The following is a 17,130-nucleotide window of genomic DNA, read 5'->3' on the forward strand; positions in this document are numbered from 1 at the left end:
GTCTATACCTCCCTCCATTCGAAAACTGGACGAAGTCCATAACTTGCATGTGACACTGTTGTGAGAATTGTTGAAAATCCACCCCACTGACCTTGATCTGCATATCTAGCTACTCTTACGGTACTTGTCATACCATTTAAAGGAGAACCAGTGTTAGAAATAAAGTTACCGTTAGCAATAGTATCTTGAGTCAATGTTACTACTGATAAGTCGTTCCAAACATCATTTAATGTCTTTCCTTGTTTGATTTTATTTATTGGGAAATTTACAATATACTTGCTGTACTCATTGTTAATAGGAAAACAACCATGATCTACATTCTTAAAGGACTTATTCCCATTTTCATCAGCATAAGCAACTCCACCAGTTAAGGATCTAATCACACCTGAAACACCACTAATGGTTGTAGGGAAGCCTTGAATTGCTTTTGCAGAGTTAAGTGAATCCCATGATCTTGTATGGTAAAAAACTCTATCAGATATTAACAATCCTCGATCTACTTTAATAAAATACATAAAATAAGATGAAGGCATAGACGCAAAAGGAACACCGCTTGATGGGATTAAAATATGTCTATCTGTAATACCGCCAAATTGGTAGTTATTTGTAGCGTCATATTTCCATACAATATAGTCTCCAATTTCCATATCATGCAATTTGTTACACAATTTTCCCGTAGTGTTCACTGGGCTACCAGATATTTCTCCAGTCTCATCAACATCCACAGCATCAAAATTGAAAGTTCCTGATGCATTATTCTTAATTGTTACTGTATGAGTTCCTGATGAAAGTCCTTCTTTCTCAAAAACAAGAGACATAAAAGTTTCTGAAGTATTAACCAAAGAATAAGAATTGTCTTCACCATCTATTGTAATAACTATGTTAGGTGACTGATTTGAGTATCTGTAAGCAATTATTCTTATTCTTGTTCCTGTAAATTTAAAACTAACTGTACTTACTGTATCTGTGGTGTATCTCCCTCTTTCTTTGTAGTAAAGAGTAGATGTACCTAACATCCACAAACCAGTATACTCAAATACACTATCACTATCATCGTACCTACGCCATCCAGCCTCAGGCTGTGTTAATTGATCTCCTACACTCGCCATCCTATCTCACCCCAATCCGTATTTTATCTATTTTCTTAAACCCACTATTAGGTACTGTTTTTATGTATACATTGCTCTCATTATTCCCTTGACTCACATTGTCTTTCATCATCTCAAACTCATATTTTTTCTTCAATTCCAAATACCCATTGCTATTATCAATATATTTATTATCAAATTCCTCTAAATCCTTAAACTGATCAATAACAATTTCACTCTCATTTTCAATTGCTGTGATTTCAATTTTAATCCTTGCAAATAGACCAAGAGGGGAGAGGATGTTGCCTGTTTCATAGTTGATTTCTTGCCAGTCTGTCCATATGTATGAATCAAGTGAGGATTGGGTAAATATTTTATATTCACCATTGGTTCCTGTCATGGTTTTGACAAGGTTTTTAAATGATTTAAATCTATCTCTGAGTTTAATTGTTTCAGAAGTCCATTCACCATATTTCTCATAAATCGGTTTGTCATTAATATCTCTTCCTAGTTCAATAAGCTGAATTTTGTCATCCTTATATACTGTTTTCTTAAATTCACCAAGCGATAAATTAATAGGAATGTCTAGTTCTTGAATTGCCATATAATTTTGTTCACCATCCTAACATTTCGTGAAATAAGGTAATAATTTTTATTGTAGAGATATGTATGTAATACTCAATTTTTATTCTGTACCACTAAAAAATTTATCAGCAAAGCTACCAGTAATATCAGTAATTGTCTCTTCATTATTCATTTTGAATACAATACAGCAATATTTAGGAGAGTTATGAACAAAACCCAATTGTACTTCAAGTGGAATATTTTGAACCTGTGCTTTAAGCTCATCAATAATTTCTGATTCTTGTTTTTGGAATGAAGTTTTATATTTCCCTGTTGGTACAGTAATAGGATAACTTGTTACATCTGTTGTTATTAAAATTTCTTGGCTTGATGAATCTACTTCAATTTCACCAGTAATATAAGAGCTTCCCCATACACGTTTATAAATGTCTACATAGGTATTTTCCATCATTATTAAATTTCACCCTTTCAATGAATTAACTTAGTTTAATGTAATCTCCAGTTTACAATTCCTGCCATATTTGCTTTTAAAGGCGCATCGATTTTATCTACTTCGCTATTGTTTACTCTAATTAACAGATCTCCATTTACATCTATACTTGAAGATATTTTGATCTCTAAATACGGCGATTGATTTCCAATACTTGGAATATGTAAAATACTTTTGAAATGAATGCTTGAGTCAAAAAGGTCTAATTGCTTTTTATAACCTATAGAGTGACAAGACACATCTCCAATGATATTTTCATTGCTTTTAAGGGACATTACGTCAATATCAGCGATTGCACTTTTAAATTGAATAATGTCATTGTATATAAATGTTCTTCCTGTAAGAAAAACTTCGTTTTCATTATGGATATAGCTAATCTGAATTTTATTGTCATCAATAATAAACGTTCCATCCGAAACATTAAAATAAGCCTTAGATCCATTTCCGATGAAACCAAAACGTAATAATTTATCTTTATCGATGCTATAAAAGTCATTCTTTTTTTGTGAGTAAAAATCGTATTCTGCTAAAAATGTGTCATCGTCATATTCAGCTACCCAAATCAAAGCTTGCTTGTTTGGAACTGGAGAATATAGATGCTGTTTATCTTTGCTCTTAAAAATGTTCATAAAGTTTTTCCTCCCATTGCATTGTGAGTTAACAGAAAAAAAGAGAGAACACAAATCATGACAATTTGTGAACTCCCTTTGAATGTAAAGTAAAATATGAGTATGTATTTTGAAATTTTTGATATAAATATTTGTATTTAAGTTTATACGTAACGGTATTGCAATCTGAGCTTAAAGTCTTGTCGTCCACTACGAGCATTAGATGGAACATCTGCTGCTAAAGTAATAGTTACAAAGTTACCAGCAGAGTCAGCAGGTTCACCATTGTTATTAATTCCTAAAATTTCTTGAGCAGCAGGGGTAATAGGTGCAGAATAATTGGTTCCTGCATGATTTTTAATGGTTGAGCCAGTTGTGCCTACTGGTTTAGCTCTGACTATACCAATCTTAGAAGTGTCATCTTGCAAGTCAGTTTCACCAAGGGAGTCTACTTGACAATGAAACCAGTTTTCATAAACCAAAGGAATGTTAAGATCATTGGTATTTCCAAGTCCACCATTAGTGTCTCTTGTTGTAATTGTGCACTCTTCTGCTTTAGGAGCATCTTCGGTTCCATTTTTGTTGTTCCAAATATTAAATGTAAATAATTCTGACCAGTCTCCAGCATCTACTGTTTTAAAATTGAAAGGTTCTGTAATAGGGCTATGATTTTCGTTATACCAAGTAAAAACAGGTGCGTCTAATGCCATAATCTTCATTTCTCCTTTTTATATAAAAAATATTTTATTTTAATTCAAAACCTTAATAATAAAATTAGCAGTCAAGTTATAAAATCCAAATCCTTGCTGATTCATATGTAATCTAAATTTGTCTCTAGGACGAACCTCTAAATTATGAAAGGTAACCAAACCATCATCAACCTTTTGATTAGGCTGAAAGGTAAGTCTACGGTTTGTGATTTCAGTCCAATCATTCATATTCCTTGTTCTTTCAATAGAGATAGTAGTTGGTGTTTCTCCAGCATCCTCACATGTGGCATAAAAGCTAATGATCTCTCCTTTGAAGGGAAAGGAGAAGCTATTTTCAATTACACCTTGCACAGCGTCAGGAAAAGAGAAGACAATCGTTTTATGCGTGAGCGTGTCTGGAAATGATTTTAGCTTGAGATAATCAGCGATGGACATAAGTCCGTCTTTATTTTCGTTGACGGTTTGCAGGTTACTGCCAAAGATGTCGATCAGCACCCAATTGCTACCGTCAAAGCGATAACGTTTGCCATCATTTGTTGTTTGCACCGTCCAGCCCACGTTAGGGTGGGGGTAGGTGGAGTATAGCTGCTTATCACTTTGCACAGGCTCTTTCCAGACTAGCTTTGTCGTTACATAAGCATCTCTTGCAAAGGCAGCTGCCTCATTCGTAGCATCAATTGCTTCTGCGGTCTGCTCTATGGCAAGCTTAGCTTGCTGTGTTGTTGCCTTCATTTCGGCTAAAGAAGCTGTAATTTGCTGAACGAGAGAGGTGTTCTCAGTTAGCTTAAGCTCAATTTCATCCATGTAATCCTGCAAAGTGACCACGACATCAGGATGTCTTGACACCATGGCATAAATACGGGAAGCAGGGTACATAATTAACCCTTTGCCATAATAGGTGCATAGCTTGGTTGTCCCTTCTAAGGAGGGATGGAATTGAATCATTCCCGTCTGGTAATGCACAAGGAACTCATTTGGCGCAAGCTGTTTTTTTTGCTCAAAGTAACTCTGATCGACCTCAAGCATGTCTGAAATTTGCACGCGTTTTGTGGTAGAAGGGATTTCAAATAATGTGATACAGCCGTTTATGATCGGCAGGGAGTCGGTACGTCGCACATAGGGGTCTTGATCGTCCCCTGTACGGCTAATAATGACTAGCGGATCGTTGTACTCCAGTTGAGTAATTAAATCAGGCAAATTTTCACCTCCTTTCACAGATACGTATATTGATACCTTAATGAGAGATCTGCTTGTCCCTCGACATGAAGAATATTTTTCCCTGGGGGAAGTGATAGATAGTTGTCATTAAAATCTTTATAGCGATAGACAACAGGCAAGTCTGTTTCAATGTGCTGCTGTTCGTTATTAATGTATAGCTGTTCCTCATCCAACAATTGTGTAAAGGTGAATGGGGGTTGTGCGCTAGATAGGTTGGTTATCGTTAGGTCACCTTGGTTTACCTTAGTAATCCACAATTCAGGACGGCAATGCTGATCGCCTTGGTTATCAAAAATAATGACTGGCTTCATCTTAAATTGAAGCTGATGGAGGGAGGGACTCACCTCGTAGCTATCCGACCACATTGTAATTCGGTACATCAAAGTAACCTGATGGAAAGGGGGTAGGTTATCTAAGCCAGGAATTTCAGCCTTCGCGGTGCAGGTCTGCCATGGCGACCAATCTTGGTTGCCTACTTGATAACGGGTTTGAATAACAAGCTGTGTCCCTTCCGGTACATCTGCTTGCCAATCCATACTGCTGACCACACCATCTGAGGTCAAAGGAATAGGGAAGGGGGGAGAGGTATATGTGCCTCTTAGGTTTAATAAAGTTGCCCATTTTGCCATCTGATCACCTTATTCTATCTTCCCAAAGGGTCTAAATAACGCCGCTGTTCCATGCTCTTCCCATTCCGCAATTCGGTAGCCATGCCATGCTACATTATAGTCATAAGTGGTGGAGCCATCTACGATGGACCACTGCGGCTCCACATCCCCACTTTCCCCGGCCTGAATGCACACATAAAAAAAACCGTTCTCCAGGGTTGGAAAAACGAGATCATTTACCTCATAAAATTCATTTGTCCGCCACATTCCTGCACCACGTATGTCCTGCACCTTGCCTTGCTCTGACACTGGGAAAATCGGCTCGGTTAGTCCTGAGTATCCAGATTGTGTACAGGTATATACATGCCCATTATCTCGTTTTGGTACCACCTGATCCCCATTATTGTATTTCGTGAGCTTGCTCCAGATTGGGGCGGCGACTCCTGTTCTTAAATTGACCCATCCGATGTGCTGATCAATTTCAGGTTGATCGTTATAAATCATATGCTTGGCTTGCCAAGTTCCCGTCAGGGGTGGAGCCTCCGCATAGTTAGGTGCAAGCACCTCATCTATTTTTTCAAAATTATCTGCTAAGGATTGTAGCGTGTAGGCAATTTCATCACTTGCCCAATTTGGCTTAATTAAGCCAAGCTTGCTTGTTGTGTTTGCCATTCCAATCATCACCTGCCTTCATGATTTAAAGTTGCTGTTCAAGCTCCTGCCAGCTTAACGTCTGCGTCCAGTCACTCCATTTTGCACGATGCGGGGGGAGGGTGAGGGAGCCTGAATCTGTAGGTTTTAAAACGATTATTTGCCCTTCAGTAAATTGCTTGTCCTTTCTTTCAAATTTGCTTTCCCTACAGGCATAAAGGGGAGAGGAGATAAAGGGAGAATAAGCGTAAGGACTGCTGCATTCAAAGGTTAACGTGAGATAACCCTGCTGTAGACTGTTATGGATAAGCACAGGATCATTTACAACAAGCGCATAATAGATTTTCTCAGGCTCCTGACCTAGCTCATTAGTAAAATATAGCTCCTGATAATAGTTATAATCCCCTGCCAGCCACCGCGTTACCTCTCTAAGCTTCCTTTCATTAAAAGCATCCTCAAAGGCAAAGGAGACATTAAACTTCAGCACATCCTTTTCCACCGATTGAAAGTAGGGCGTATCCCTTCCTTTAGTAGATACCTTGTTAATAGCTCTGCTATAGGTGAGGGCTTCCTCCTGCATTCCAGAGCTTAGATCGACATTAGTAATGCCAAAATCTACTGACTTTTTACCTGCATAGCTAAAATATAACGCATCACGTATCGTCACATGTTCACCTCCTATTTTGTAAAATTCATTTTGGTATTACCTGTTTCGATCGTGGTAATCGTGCCAAGGCAGGTCTCAACCTGTGAGCCGATGAGGGCAATGGGTTGTCCGTCTAAATTGGCTGTGCTGCTGCCTGTAAGGATTTTGCCTCGACCGGTGTCAGAAGAAGCTGGAAAAATATTAGTAATAGTACCTCCATAATGAGCAAAAGGAATTGGATCAGCAACCCAAGACTCTTCTGTCTTATCATCCTTCACCGCAACGGAAACCCCTTGGATTTTCATATTATGATTCGATGATACTGTACCTGTGATAATGGCATCGGAGTACCATGTTGTTGTAGTATAATGGGGGCTTCCATCATCGTAATATCCATCAATGTATTCTTCAACATAAACCACATGATTACTTTTTCTTGATCTGGCTATTACTGAACCATTTATTGCAACACCAGCCAATATCATCACCTCAGTGCTTTAGTTTTTTACTATAGCTTATAACGCTCTTTTATTTAAATTAGTGGTTGACAACAGCTTACATTAGGGAAGGGGCAGGGAGATGGTGGAAAAGCGATAGCGCCCGCCTTTAAGTTCATATTTCTATCTATTTATACAATTTAAAAAAGAAATGGGATCTTAACAGCGGGTGAAGCCACTCTCTGCACCGTAGCCTCTTTCTTCTTAGGTAGTCAACCACTAATTATTAATTAACGCTTTTACAACTCAATTAAAATTATAACTAGTTGCATTCACATCGAGCTTCCCACTTGCATGAATCTTAATATTCCCATTCTCTAGCGTAATCGTAGAACCACTAGCATCCGCGATGGTGACTTTGCCACCTTGTGCCTTAACTTCAAAGTCTTTGCCTTGAATTTGCACTTTGTCCGTTTCAGCATTAACGTAGACACCGTTATCCTTGAAATCAATACTCATATCTCGGCCAGAGTTAGAGGTATTATAGGAGACCTTGAAGCCACCATTATATTTTCTGAGATTTGCTTTACCGCCAGTAGGGGTCCCATCGCCTGCACCCATTGTAATAAAGGGATTTGCACTATCACCTTCATTGTCAAAGCCCTGCTCCATTTTGGTTTTGGTGCTTTCTTTATCCAATATGTATTCGTACACAGGATATGGGGTTGTGTCAGTGGTCATTTTTCCAGTTTGCGATGCATTTAGCCAAAATAAAGGTCGTCCATCAGATAGCTTTTTTTGCTCTCCTTGAACGACCTTGCCTGTAATCCATTTGATGTTGTTTTTTTCAATATTGATAAAATTGGCGTATGCATTAATGGCACTTCTGGACATAGTGGATAGCTTATTAGCTGTAAGATCGGAAATATAACCAAATTCGGCGGAAACAAGATTGGCTGCAAGTAACTCAGTATCCACCATGCCTGCACCAACTAGATCCCAATTATCCATAAATATTTTTTTGGCTTCGGAATCAATCATCAGCCCATCATCTTTGTCTTTGACAATCAGCTTTTTAAAAATACCAGTTCCGTCCATTTTGATCCAAGTAGGTGCATCTTCAGCCTTCTCAGCACCAAACCATAAGCCGTACTGAGGGAACATGCTAATGATGCCGCCCTTGCCGTCCTCTAAAACTAAGTCAGAACCTCTGATATGACCATCAGTAAACTTACTTTTTTTGATGTCTGCTTCAAATGCATAGAGTTTATTCATCCATACTTGACCTTTGTAATCTGCATGGAAGGGGGCGTTTTCCCAAACAGAGCTACCAAGAGCAAGTCCTTGCTTATTAATCGTAAATACTTCATCGTCTGTACCTGCTCTAACATATAGATCACCATCTGGGGTAGTCATAAATATAGGTTTAAACTCTCCGTTTTCATAACGTTCGATTCTAAAACCATCATTATTGGTCATTGAAATTTTGTTAATAATGCTGTTGTCACCACTGTTTTCGGTGGCGTAATGTAATACCTCTGTGCCAAATACATCAGGCTTATCCGCTAATAAGCCCATTTGCTGTATAAGCCTTCCTTGGCGATCAAAAATCATAAACTTAGGACCCGTAATCTCCAGCAACCCATCCACGTCACCTAACGTAAGGCGTTCACCAACAAACAGCTTACCCCATACATTTTCAGCTACGATATGCGTAGGGGTAATCGCCATTTTATATAGCAATCCGCCGTTGTCCGTCATGCCAATTGCGCCATGGGTCATCCGCACAAATTTGTTCGGATCATGGATGTCATAGATCGTAATACCCCGATGGTCAATATGAACAAATTCGTTATTTGCCATATTAATTTGCTGTGTCACGTCATTCCAGAAGTTTTCAAAAAGCTTGGTCATGTTGTTGGAGGAAATAACGGCTTTGCCCCATTTGCTTTTGTTGGTATCGACGATAATGTTGGTGGATTTGGCGTCGTGTAGAAATTTTTCTAAGCTTTTGCTTTCATCATGGATGCTTTTAATGTTAGATAACGTTAATTTAATATCACTTTTCTCATAGTCAAACGTAATGTTAACGATGCGTGCAGTGATCTTCGTTTGTGTTGGCTCGTAGTTGACGTTTATAAAGTCACCCAGCACCAGCTTGTCCCAGTTACGTTGTTCTTCTACAATTTCCAGAAAATTAACGATGCCGATATCAATGGATAGGGCTGGGGTTTGAAGCTCTGCAAATTTTTCTTGTGCTGCTAAGTATAGATCATGTTCATCCACATAGGTATCATCACTAAATTCACGCTCAATCACATAAGGATTCAGCTCTTGAAGCTGAGCAGAGGTAAAGTTGTTATGGGCTAGTAATTTGTCTTGCAAAGCATCAATTTGTGCTTGAACATTTTTGATTTGATTCTGTTTTTGAGTTATTTCTTGTAATTTAAAGCTAACCTCATTTTCTTTGTTGTCTAGGCTATATTTTTGAATAATTGCATCATGATTATTAGGCGAGTTCCATTCATCTAGAGTAATATTGGCAACTTGAATAAAAACATTACTGTTAGCTCCTTCTACATTGACCTGTAAGGATTCAATATCTTTAACCTTGCCAATTAGAGTCCACTTATTAACTGGAATACTCTGATTAAGACCACCTACAGTAGCATTTAAACCTTCTTGATCGACTTTAATTAAAACTGCAAATGGGTACAATTTATTTAGTCCAAAGATTTTGGAGGAGCTACCGACATGGGCATAACGCTCAAAAAACATTTTTCCATCAAATTGTTGACTAAGCACCACATCTGTAATTACAGCTTCATTATTTTTGAGCTTATTAAGCTCAACTTCAAGCCTGCCTAGCTCTTGCTCGTACACTTCTAACTGTTTTAAGTGAGCTTCAAATTGTCCTGTGCTTTCTTCAACTAGTAACTGATAGTCTAAAATCGCATGACATAAGGAATCACTCATATGATAGGAAGAGCTTTTCACTTGCTTTTGGTCATTGCGCTCAAAGGGGTACATAAAGTAACTAAAATCTTCAATGTAGCCTTGTCCAGTAGGGTTGACCTTATGAATACTAAGCTCATCCTTACCTTTAGCAACCAATCTAGTTACCATTTGTTCTGCACTAATGGTTTGGTTCATTGATTTCATGTACTTGCCGTAGCTGATCGTCAGCCCTTTATTCGTGCCATATAGCTCAGGTTTGTTAAAGCTAATTTTTCTCTGATCTGTATTAAATTCTACAATGGCATTATAGGTTTCTGCGACGGTGTAAATCGCTTCTAACACATTACTTGAAGGAAAATCAAAAGCTCTATAAGTGAGATCAAAATCAGCATCAATGTAGTCAATTTCCCAAATTGTATTCGCTAACAGGTCATTAAGTACTTGACGACAATAGTAGGATTCAACGGAATAGCTTTTAATTAGTTTATTTGTCAACTCGTGTGAACATGAATAACATTTTAGTGTTATAACGTCGCTATCATTTGAAACCTCTTCTGAAACTTCATCAATAATGAACCAAGCTATATCCTTATTTGTTACCATTTTGATTAAGTATTTCTCATGAATGAGATCCACATTTTTGTTGCGAGTAAGCTGATGGCGAATAGCGATTTGGTAGGGGAGACTTAAACTAAGCTCATCTACGCTATTTAACGAAATACTCAAGCGATCATTAAAGGCTTCGCTTAATTTACTAATGATTTCTCGATTTGGCTTACACAAAAAATATTGTGGCTGAATCGGCTTTTTAAGATAGTCAATTTCGCCAAGCATATATTCACCTCCTGAATAAGAAAGAGTTCACTAACTTCATGTAACTTTAACTTCCACTTTTAAAAATACCAAGCTTGTTTGCATTATTTAATGCCGTACTAAACTTGTCTAATAGCGTATTGGCAGTATCCCGATCGTTTGCTTGTATAACAATGGTGTCGATATTCACATCTCCTGATTTTGTTTGCGTCATAGGAGAGGGAACGGTTGAAGGACGTACTGTATTCATAAGGTTTTGTGCTGTATTCATTACAATCTCTTTAATAAAGGAGAGAGGATCATTTAACACAACCTCGCCTTTTCTTAAAATAGAAGGGACTTCATCTGATTTTAATACGTTGTTCCACCATTTTTCACTAGTTGTACCCGCAATGCCAACCTCGCCACCCGCATGATACACGTCTAAATCTTTTAAGTCCGCATAGCTTTTATCAGCAAAACCAAATTGCTTTCTAAGCTGATCGTTTTCTTCCTTTAGCTTGTCGATTATAGCTTTATTTGTTTTATAGTCGGATGATTTTTTATCTAAGCTAGCAATCTTTTCATAAAGAGCCTCTGCTTCATATTTATTATTTAAATACTTTGTCCATCCTGTTGCTCGATCTGTAATTGGATTGGCAGGGGAAGGTGATGATGGTAAGGGGGATTGGGAGCTACCTGTATCCTTTTGGAGATTATCATAATCATTTAGCTTACTTTTATCTTGTTCAAAGCTATACTTTAAGTTCTCAAGTTCTTTAGCAGTAGCAAACATTTCAGTCGTTAAGGATTTGAAAAAGGTCTCATATTCACCCCTTAAAGCAGCGATTGTTGTGCTAACTGTATTTTTATCATTACTGAGTAAGGCATTTTTCATGTCATAAAATTTTTGCTCATTAGTCAAAATATCTCGATAGGTTTGCTCTGTTTGCTTTTTCTGCTCATCCAAATTGTCCAGTAGTTTAGTATGATGATCGTTTTCTTCTGACTGTAACTTGCTAAGATAACCTTTGCGATCCTCTAATTGATCACTTAATCCTTCTTTTCTAAGCTCCCGCTCTCGATCAAGCTTAAAGCGTTCAATTTCTTGGTTTTTTGTATTTAATTGCTCCTGCAAGCCTTTCTTTTTTGCTTTTGCTTCCATCGAGTTATCAAGAGAGAGCGTATTTATGCTATCTACGAGAATTTGACGTTCATTTAGCTTTTTACGAAGCTCTTCTTCATAATCATCTGTAGCATCCTGACGATTCATCAATTTAAGCTTGTGATTAATATATTCTTCAAATTGCTTTTGCTCTTTATCTAGGTTGTCAGTATAGGTTTTATGTCTTTCATTTTCAGCTTTTATTGAATTTTCAATGCCTTGTAGCTCTAAATCTCGTCTTTTCTCTAGCATTCGCTTGTAGTTGCTAATAATGTCATTTGCATAAGTTTCAGCGAGAGTGCGAGCTGCTTTCTGCGCGTCTAGCAATGCAAGCTTATTTTTTTTCAGATAGTCATTGTAAAGCTCAATTTGCTCGTTGGTGAGATCACCTTGCTTTAATTTTTGCTCTGTTGCGACGATTTCTTCTTGATAAAACTTGATTTTAGCCTTCGTAATCTGATTTTGGAGAGCTTGCTGCTCGTTATATTCTTTTGTGCCTTCTGTGTAAGTTGCTTGTGTTTTCTCCGCCAAAGAGAGGTTATGGTCTAGCTCTTCAAGTACTTTATTACGCGCATCTAGCTCTTGATTAGATTGACTTAATTTTAATTTATTTAAATTTTCCTCTGTGTCAGGAATCGCATTCTGTACACTAGAAATTGCTTCTTTGTTTTCATGGATCGCATTGGTTAGCAATTTCCATTTATCAAACGAATTTTTCAGCTTTTTCTGTGTGGCTTCTGAGGAGGAATTGTATAATTTTATAAAAGAAAGACTTTCTTCACCTTTACCGTCAAGCCAACCTGACATATTATAGCCAGCATTCTTCTGTAGTTTGTTTCTTTCACTCTCTAATTTTTGGTTTGCTTTGTTAAGTAAATCGACTTCAATTCCTTGAGATTTGATATACATGCTTGTTTTGCTAATCGCATCAGCATATCTTTTCTCATCCTCTAGCTTTTTCGCTCGCTCAGAGATCGTTTTATTAAGATCGTTTCTCGCTTTAGCTTCTTTATTAATCTCATTGATGATTGCACTCGTAGTATCCTTTTGATCCTTTTCTCTTGGGGTGGCAGAAGAAGTGCTTTTAGCTCCGCTAGAGCCTTTAGAGGTGGGGGAGGATTTGGAAGAATAAGATTTTAAGCTTTTAATTGCCGCTTTATCTTGATCTATGAGTGAAAGCAATTGATTAATTTGTTTCTCTTCATTACTTATCGCAGCTTCTATTCCGGTGTTAATAGCTACTTTTCCTGATCCTAGGGTTATCAAGTTTCCTATTATATTAAAAGCCGCCGCCTGAAGCTTTAGCATCTCAATACGTTTTCTTGCTTGTCTTATTGTAATCTCAGTTTTATTTATTTCGGATTGTCTTGTAACGATTTCATCTTCTCTTACCTTCTTAATTAACTCTCCAATGCTTTCTCTTGTTAAATTAGTGACATCTATTCGATCTCCATATTTATCAATAACCTGTTGCAAAGTGGATGCCGAAAGAAGATTGTTATCTGTTAGCTCTTGTTGAGCCCTTTCTAATAAAGAAATCCCACTTTTAGTGTCATCAACATGTTTTGCTAAGGAGAGAAAGCGGTTCGTAATATTATCAATGGCGCCTGTATAGCCTTGAACATTGCCGTTAGCGTCTAGTTTTTCTTCTAAATCAATAAAGCTATTCGCAGCCTGATCTGCTTTGCCACTAATTTCACCGATTTTTTTTCCAAACTCATCCCATACAGGAAGTTTAGCAGTAGGGGCATTCATGGCTGTTTCGGCACTTGTTCGCATCTTCTCAAATAAAGCTTCGTATTGTGGGAACTGCGCTTTAAGCCCATCCAAAACCTCATTAAGATTGCCGTTGTTAATCGCTTGGGATATATCAATTTTATTTTCTGCTAAATAGCTGTTCACTGAGGTTGCGAAATCCTGATAGTCATAAATTAACTGCTGAGTACCACCTTCAGTAATTGTAGATCCTTCTGCGAATGAGGTCGCAATCTTATTGAAAAAGAGCTTCATATTGCCATCTGTATTGTTGCTTTCAGCTAACAATTGATTGTTAAAGGAGGCAAAATGACTGGCGTATTGGGAGACACCATTTTGAATCGTTTCGTTGTAGCCACTAATTTCATTATCAATGTCACTCAGACTAGATCGGATAGCCATAGCAGCGTTATCTAAGCCGTTGTTGTCTTGAATTTGTGAAAATAACCAGTTCTCTGTTACGAATTGGCCTTGATCTGCAAAAAGTTGCTTTATTTTATTATTTAACTCTGTCGCCTTAGTCACATAGTCTTGTGAATTTTTATCTAGCTTATCTAAATCATTATCACTAACAAATTGCTGTGCAAAGGTAATAGCTTCATAGGAAGTGGAGATAGCCTTTCGTTGCTCTTGTTTATCATTGATTTCGCTTTTCGCATCCTCAACCTGTTCTCCAACCTGCGCTAAACTATCTCCTTTTTCCGCATACAGTCTTTTTTCACGTGCAAGATTTAGTTTTTTTTCCGCCTCGATCATCTCATCAATCGCTGCTTTTGATTTGTAAACTGCATTTCCTTCACTATCATAATGATCGATCAGTTCCGGAAGTAGAGTGGAGCTTTGAGCAAATAAGCTATTTAGTTCTTCTTGTGATTTAGAATTATCATCTAAGGCACTTTTAAGATTTTGTAGTGAGTTAATTTTTTCATTAGACTGATTAATAGTCTCATTAAGATTGTTAGAATATTGTTTTTGTTTATCATCTGCATTAGTAAATTTATTGATCAGCCATTCTAATCCAGTTCCAATCAAAGTAAATACTGCACCCACGACAGTAGCCGACATCAGTCCTTTAAATGCAACCTTTGCTGCGGTCGTAGCCGCACCTAGACCACGCATGCCCAATGCACCTGCCGTTGCTGCGGCATTTACACCTGAAATTCCAGCGGCAGCGCTAACACTACTTGCGGGTAAGCTAAGCATTGTTTTCACTGTATTAGAGATGCTTGTCATTAAAGCTGTGAACGACGTTTTTAACAAAGTTAATACAAAAGTAGTTGCGCCCAAAGCCACAGGCAAAGCTCCAAACTTTTCAGTCAAATACGTAACTCCATTTGTTAAGCTAGTTAGCAAACTTGCAAGCAGTCCGATGGCAGCATTTACTCCACCATCCCCCAAACTCACCGCCAACCCATCCCAAGCGGTCTTCATTCCTTGAATTCGCCCACTTAGCGAATCCATATAGACTTCATTGCTTTGCATCGCATTGCCTTGAGCATACAGGGAGGTGGTAGCGGCTTGACTAGAAAGGTCATATTTCCCCATCAGGGCAATAAAGGCACTCAGTCCGTCTTTACCAGCAATTTGCGTTGCAAGGTTAGTTTGCTGGGCTTGGGTGAGGGAAGACCATTTGCTTGCTAGTTCCCCTAAAATGACAGTACCACTTTTTAGATTGCCACTTACATCCTGCATGGAAATGCCAACATTAGAAAGCAGAGGACCTGCTGTAGAAAGTGAAGTGATGCCAGCATAAATCGACTGGAGCGAGCTTGAGATGACCACACCACTTTGGTGGGTAACGCTTGAAATGGCGGCGGTATTTCCTAGCACATCATCAATACTAAAGCCATAGGTACGTGCGGCTTCGGCGGCACCTGCTAAGCTAGTAGATAATACAGTAGACGAAGTGCCAAAGCTTTGATTCACACTTGCGACCTTGTCGGCAAGGCTAGTGCTTTTTTCGGCTTCAATCTGGAAGGCGGACATCGCAGCAGTAACCGTCTGGATACTTTGTTCTGGAGATAGATTCGCAATATTTTGGAATAAAGTAGCGGTATTGCTTAAGGCGGTGGTATCACTTTCGTTATACCCTAACCCAGCAAAGCTAAGCATATGCTGATTAACCTCTTGAATCGAACGTCCATATTGACTTGCCGTTTGCTGACTGCTCTCTAGCATTGCCTTTAAATTGGCTGTGTTTCCCATAGTAGAGCCAAGGGAGGTCATCTGGGCATCGATCTCAATGATCGTTTTTACAACATCCTTTGCACCTGTCCATGCCAACTGCTTACCCCAAAGACTGACCTTTTCCAATGCTTTACTTAGCGTCTGCGATTTTGTATCTGCTAGCGTTAATTCATTGGAAAAACTAGCGATTTCTTGCTCTAATTCTGCGATAGGTGTAGAAAAATTCCCGATATTCGTAATTTGCTTAAGCTTACCCTCTAGCGCTTGTAGAGAGCTAAGTGCCTCTGAATTTACAGGTAAACTGCTTTTGAGCTGTCCTAATTTCCCTTTAGCTGAAGCAACCTGCTTGGAATAGTCTAAATCTCTTGCCGCATTTTGCTGTAAGGCAAAGTAATGGGCTTTATCAATGGCGAGCGCTTTACTATTGTAAATCGCTTGCTCCTTTAAAGCTTCTTTCAGCTTCTCTTTTAGCGTGGTGTCTACGGAGAGGTTTAAGGTGAGCCTTTTCAGCGTCGCATTTTTTTCGATGACTTTAATGGCTTTATTTAGCTGAGAAATAGACTGCTTCTGATCGATATCTAGCGTGACCTTAATGGGTGTGTTTTTAGAGGTCATAGGTTATTCCTCCTTTGCGGAGCCAGTTCCTAGCAAAACTTCCTTAATCACATCTCTGTTTTCCAAATTTAAACCCTCAATATGGTTGGCAAGCGAGGTGCGAGCCGCCTCATTATTTTCTAATAGCAGCTGGTATTGCTCGATTTTTTTGAAAATCCGCTCATATACCTTAGTTAGCTCACTTGCTGGGAAGGCTTCGAAAATTTGCTCGGTGAGATCGCTTTGTAGCATTTTTTCAAATAGCTGAACCTTTTCCTCAAAGGCATATTCACGTTCTTCCGTAAGGGTAGAGAAATGAAAAATAATATGTAGGGATAAATAATCAAGAAACTTGGAATCGGGAAGCTGGCCGATTTGTGCATCATAGCTTGCTACAAATGAAGATAAATCGTCTAGCATGGCATCAATTTTGGCATGAGAAAAGCTTTTGTACACTTCCGTATATGTATGGTTGTCAAAAGTAACTTTGACCTTTTTATCATATTGTGCGGCATCCTTTGTAATCATGTCTAACGTTAACATTTTTTTGCGTGGAGTACGTGCCATGAATATAAACCTCCTGTTAATTTTATGATCAAAATAAAAAGAAGCGTAGGAGGGGGTGTTGATATGCCCCA

General features: G+C 38.3%; 13 protein-coding genes. All 13 read right to left on the minus strand.

The genetic code is table 11. From position 1 onward, the window contains the following. Nucleotides 1-2: 2 nt before the first annotated feature. Nucleotides 3-1,109, minus strand: coding sequence for a hypothetical protein (locus J2Z32_RS16460; protein ID WP_210090272.1), 1,107 nt, complete (start codon nt 1,107-1,109; stop codon nt 3-5). 1 nt (nt 1,110) lies between these two features. Next, entirely contained in the window at nt 1,111-1,692 is a 582-nt protein-coding gene (locus tag J2Z32_RS16465) for a hypothetical protein (protein ID WP_210090273.1), read from the minus strand. Between the two features lie 81 nt (nt 1,693-1,773). After that, nucleotides 1,774-2,124, minus strand: a complete 351-nt coding sequence (locus tag J2Z32_RS16470) for a hypothetical protein (RefSeq protein ID WP_210090274.1) — start codon at nt 2,122-2,124, stop codon at nt 1,774-1,776. 35 nt (nt 2,125-2,159) lie between these two features. Further along, nucleotides 2,160-2,792 (minus strand): hypothetical protein, encoded by a 633-nt coding sequence (locus J2Z32_RS16475; RefSeq protein ID WP_245251544.1) that lies wholly within the window; start codon nt 2,790-2,792, stop codon nt 2,160-2,162. 143 nt (nt 2,793-2,935) lie between these two features. Next, a complete protein-coding gene (locus tag J2Z32_RS16480) occupies nt 2,936-3,481 on the minus strand; it encodes a hypothetical protein (RefSeq protein ID WP_210090275.1) in 546 nt (181 codons plus the stop codon). Between the two features lie 39 nt (nt 3,482-3,520). Next, nucleotides 3,521-4,678, minus strand: coding sequence for a hypothetical protein (locus J2Z32_RS16485; RefSeq protein ID WP_210090276.1), 1,158 nt, complete (start codon nt 4,676-4,678; stop codon nt 3,521-3,523). Between the two features lie 14 nt (nt 4,679-4,692). After that, nucleotides 4,693-5,328 carry a phage tail domain-containing protein gene (locus J2Z32_RS16490; protein ID WP_210090277.1) on the minus strand — a complete coding sequence of 212 codons (636 nt, stop codon included), beginning with the start codon at nt 5,326-5,328 and terminating at the stop codon, nt 4,693-4,695. Nucleotides 5,329-5,337: 9 nt separating this feature from the next. Then, the gene (locus J2Z32_RS16495) at nt 5,338-5,979 is read right to left on the minus strand and encodes a hypothetical protein (protein WP_210090278.1); all 642 of its coding nucleotides are present in this window, start codon (nt 5,977-5,979) and stop codon (nt 5,338-5,340) included. A 25-nt stretch (nt 5,980-6,004) separates the two neighbouring features. Beyond that, nucleotides 6,005-6,625: a phage tail domain-containing protein gene (locus tag J2Z32_RS16500; protein WP_342453972.1), complete on the minus strand. Its 621-nt coding sequence runs from the start codon at nt 6,623-6,625 to the stop codon at nt 6,005-6,007. Between the two features lie 11 nt (nt 6,626-6,636). Further along, nucleotides 6,637-7,026 (minus strand): PAAR domain-containing protein, encoded by a 390-nt coding sequence (locus J2Z32_RS16505; RefSeq protein ID WP_210090279.1) that lies wholly within the window; start codon nt 7,024-7,026, stop codon nt 6,637-6,639. 321 nt (nt 7,027-7,347) lie between these two features. Further along, the gene (locus J2Z32_RS16510) at nt 7,348-10,833 is read right to left on the minus strand and encodes a phage tail spike protein (protein WP_210090280.1); all 3,486 of its coding nucleotides are present in this window, start codon (nt 10,831-10,833) and stop codon (nt 7,348-7,350) included. Nucleotides 10,834-10,879: 46 nt separating this feature from the next. Continuing rightward, entirely contained in the window at nt 10,880-16,513 is a 5,634-nt protein-coding gene (locus tag J2Z32_RS16515) for a phage tail tape measure protein (RefSeq protein ID WP_210090281.1), read from the minus strand. A 3-nt stretch (nt 16,514-16,516) separates the two neighbouring features. Then, nucleotides 16,517-17,059 (minus strand): hypothetical protein, encoded by a 543-nt coding sequence (locus J2Z32_RS16520; RefSeq protein WP_210090282.1) that lies wholly within the window; start codon nt 17,057-17,059, stop codon nt 16,517-16,519. Nucleotides 17,060-17,130 lie beyond the last annotated feature (71 nt).

The organism is Paenibacillus turicensis (assembly GCF_017873435.1).
In the GTDB taxonomy this organism is placed as follows: domain Bacteria; phylum Bacillota; class Bacilli; order Paenibacillales; family Paenibacillaceae; genus Fontibacillus; species Fontibacillus turicensis.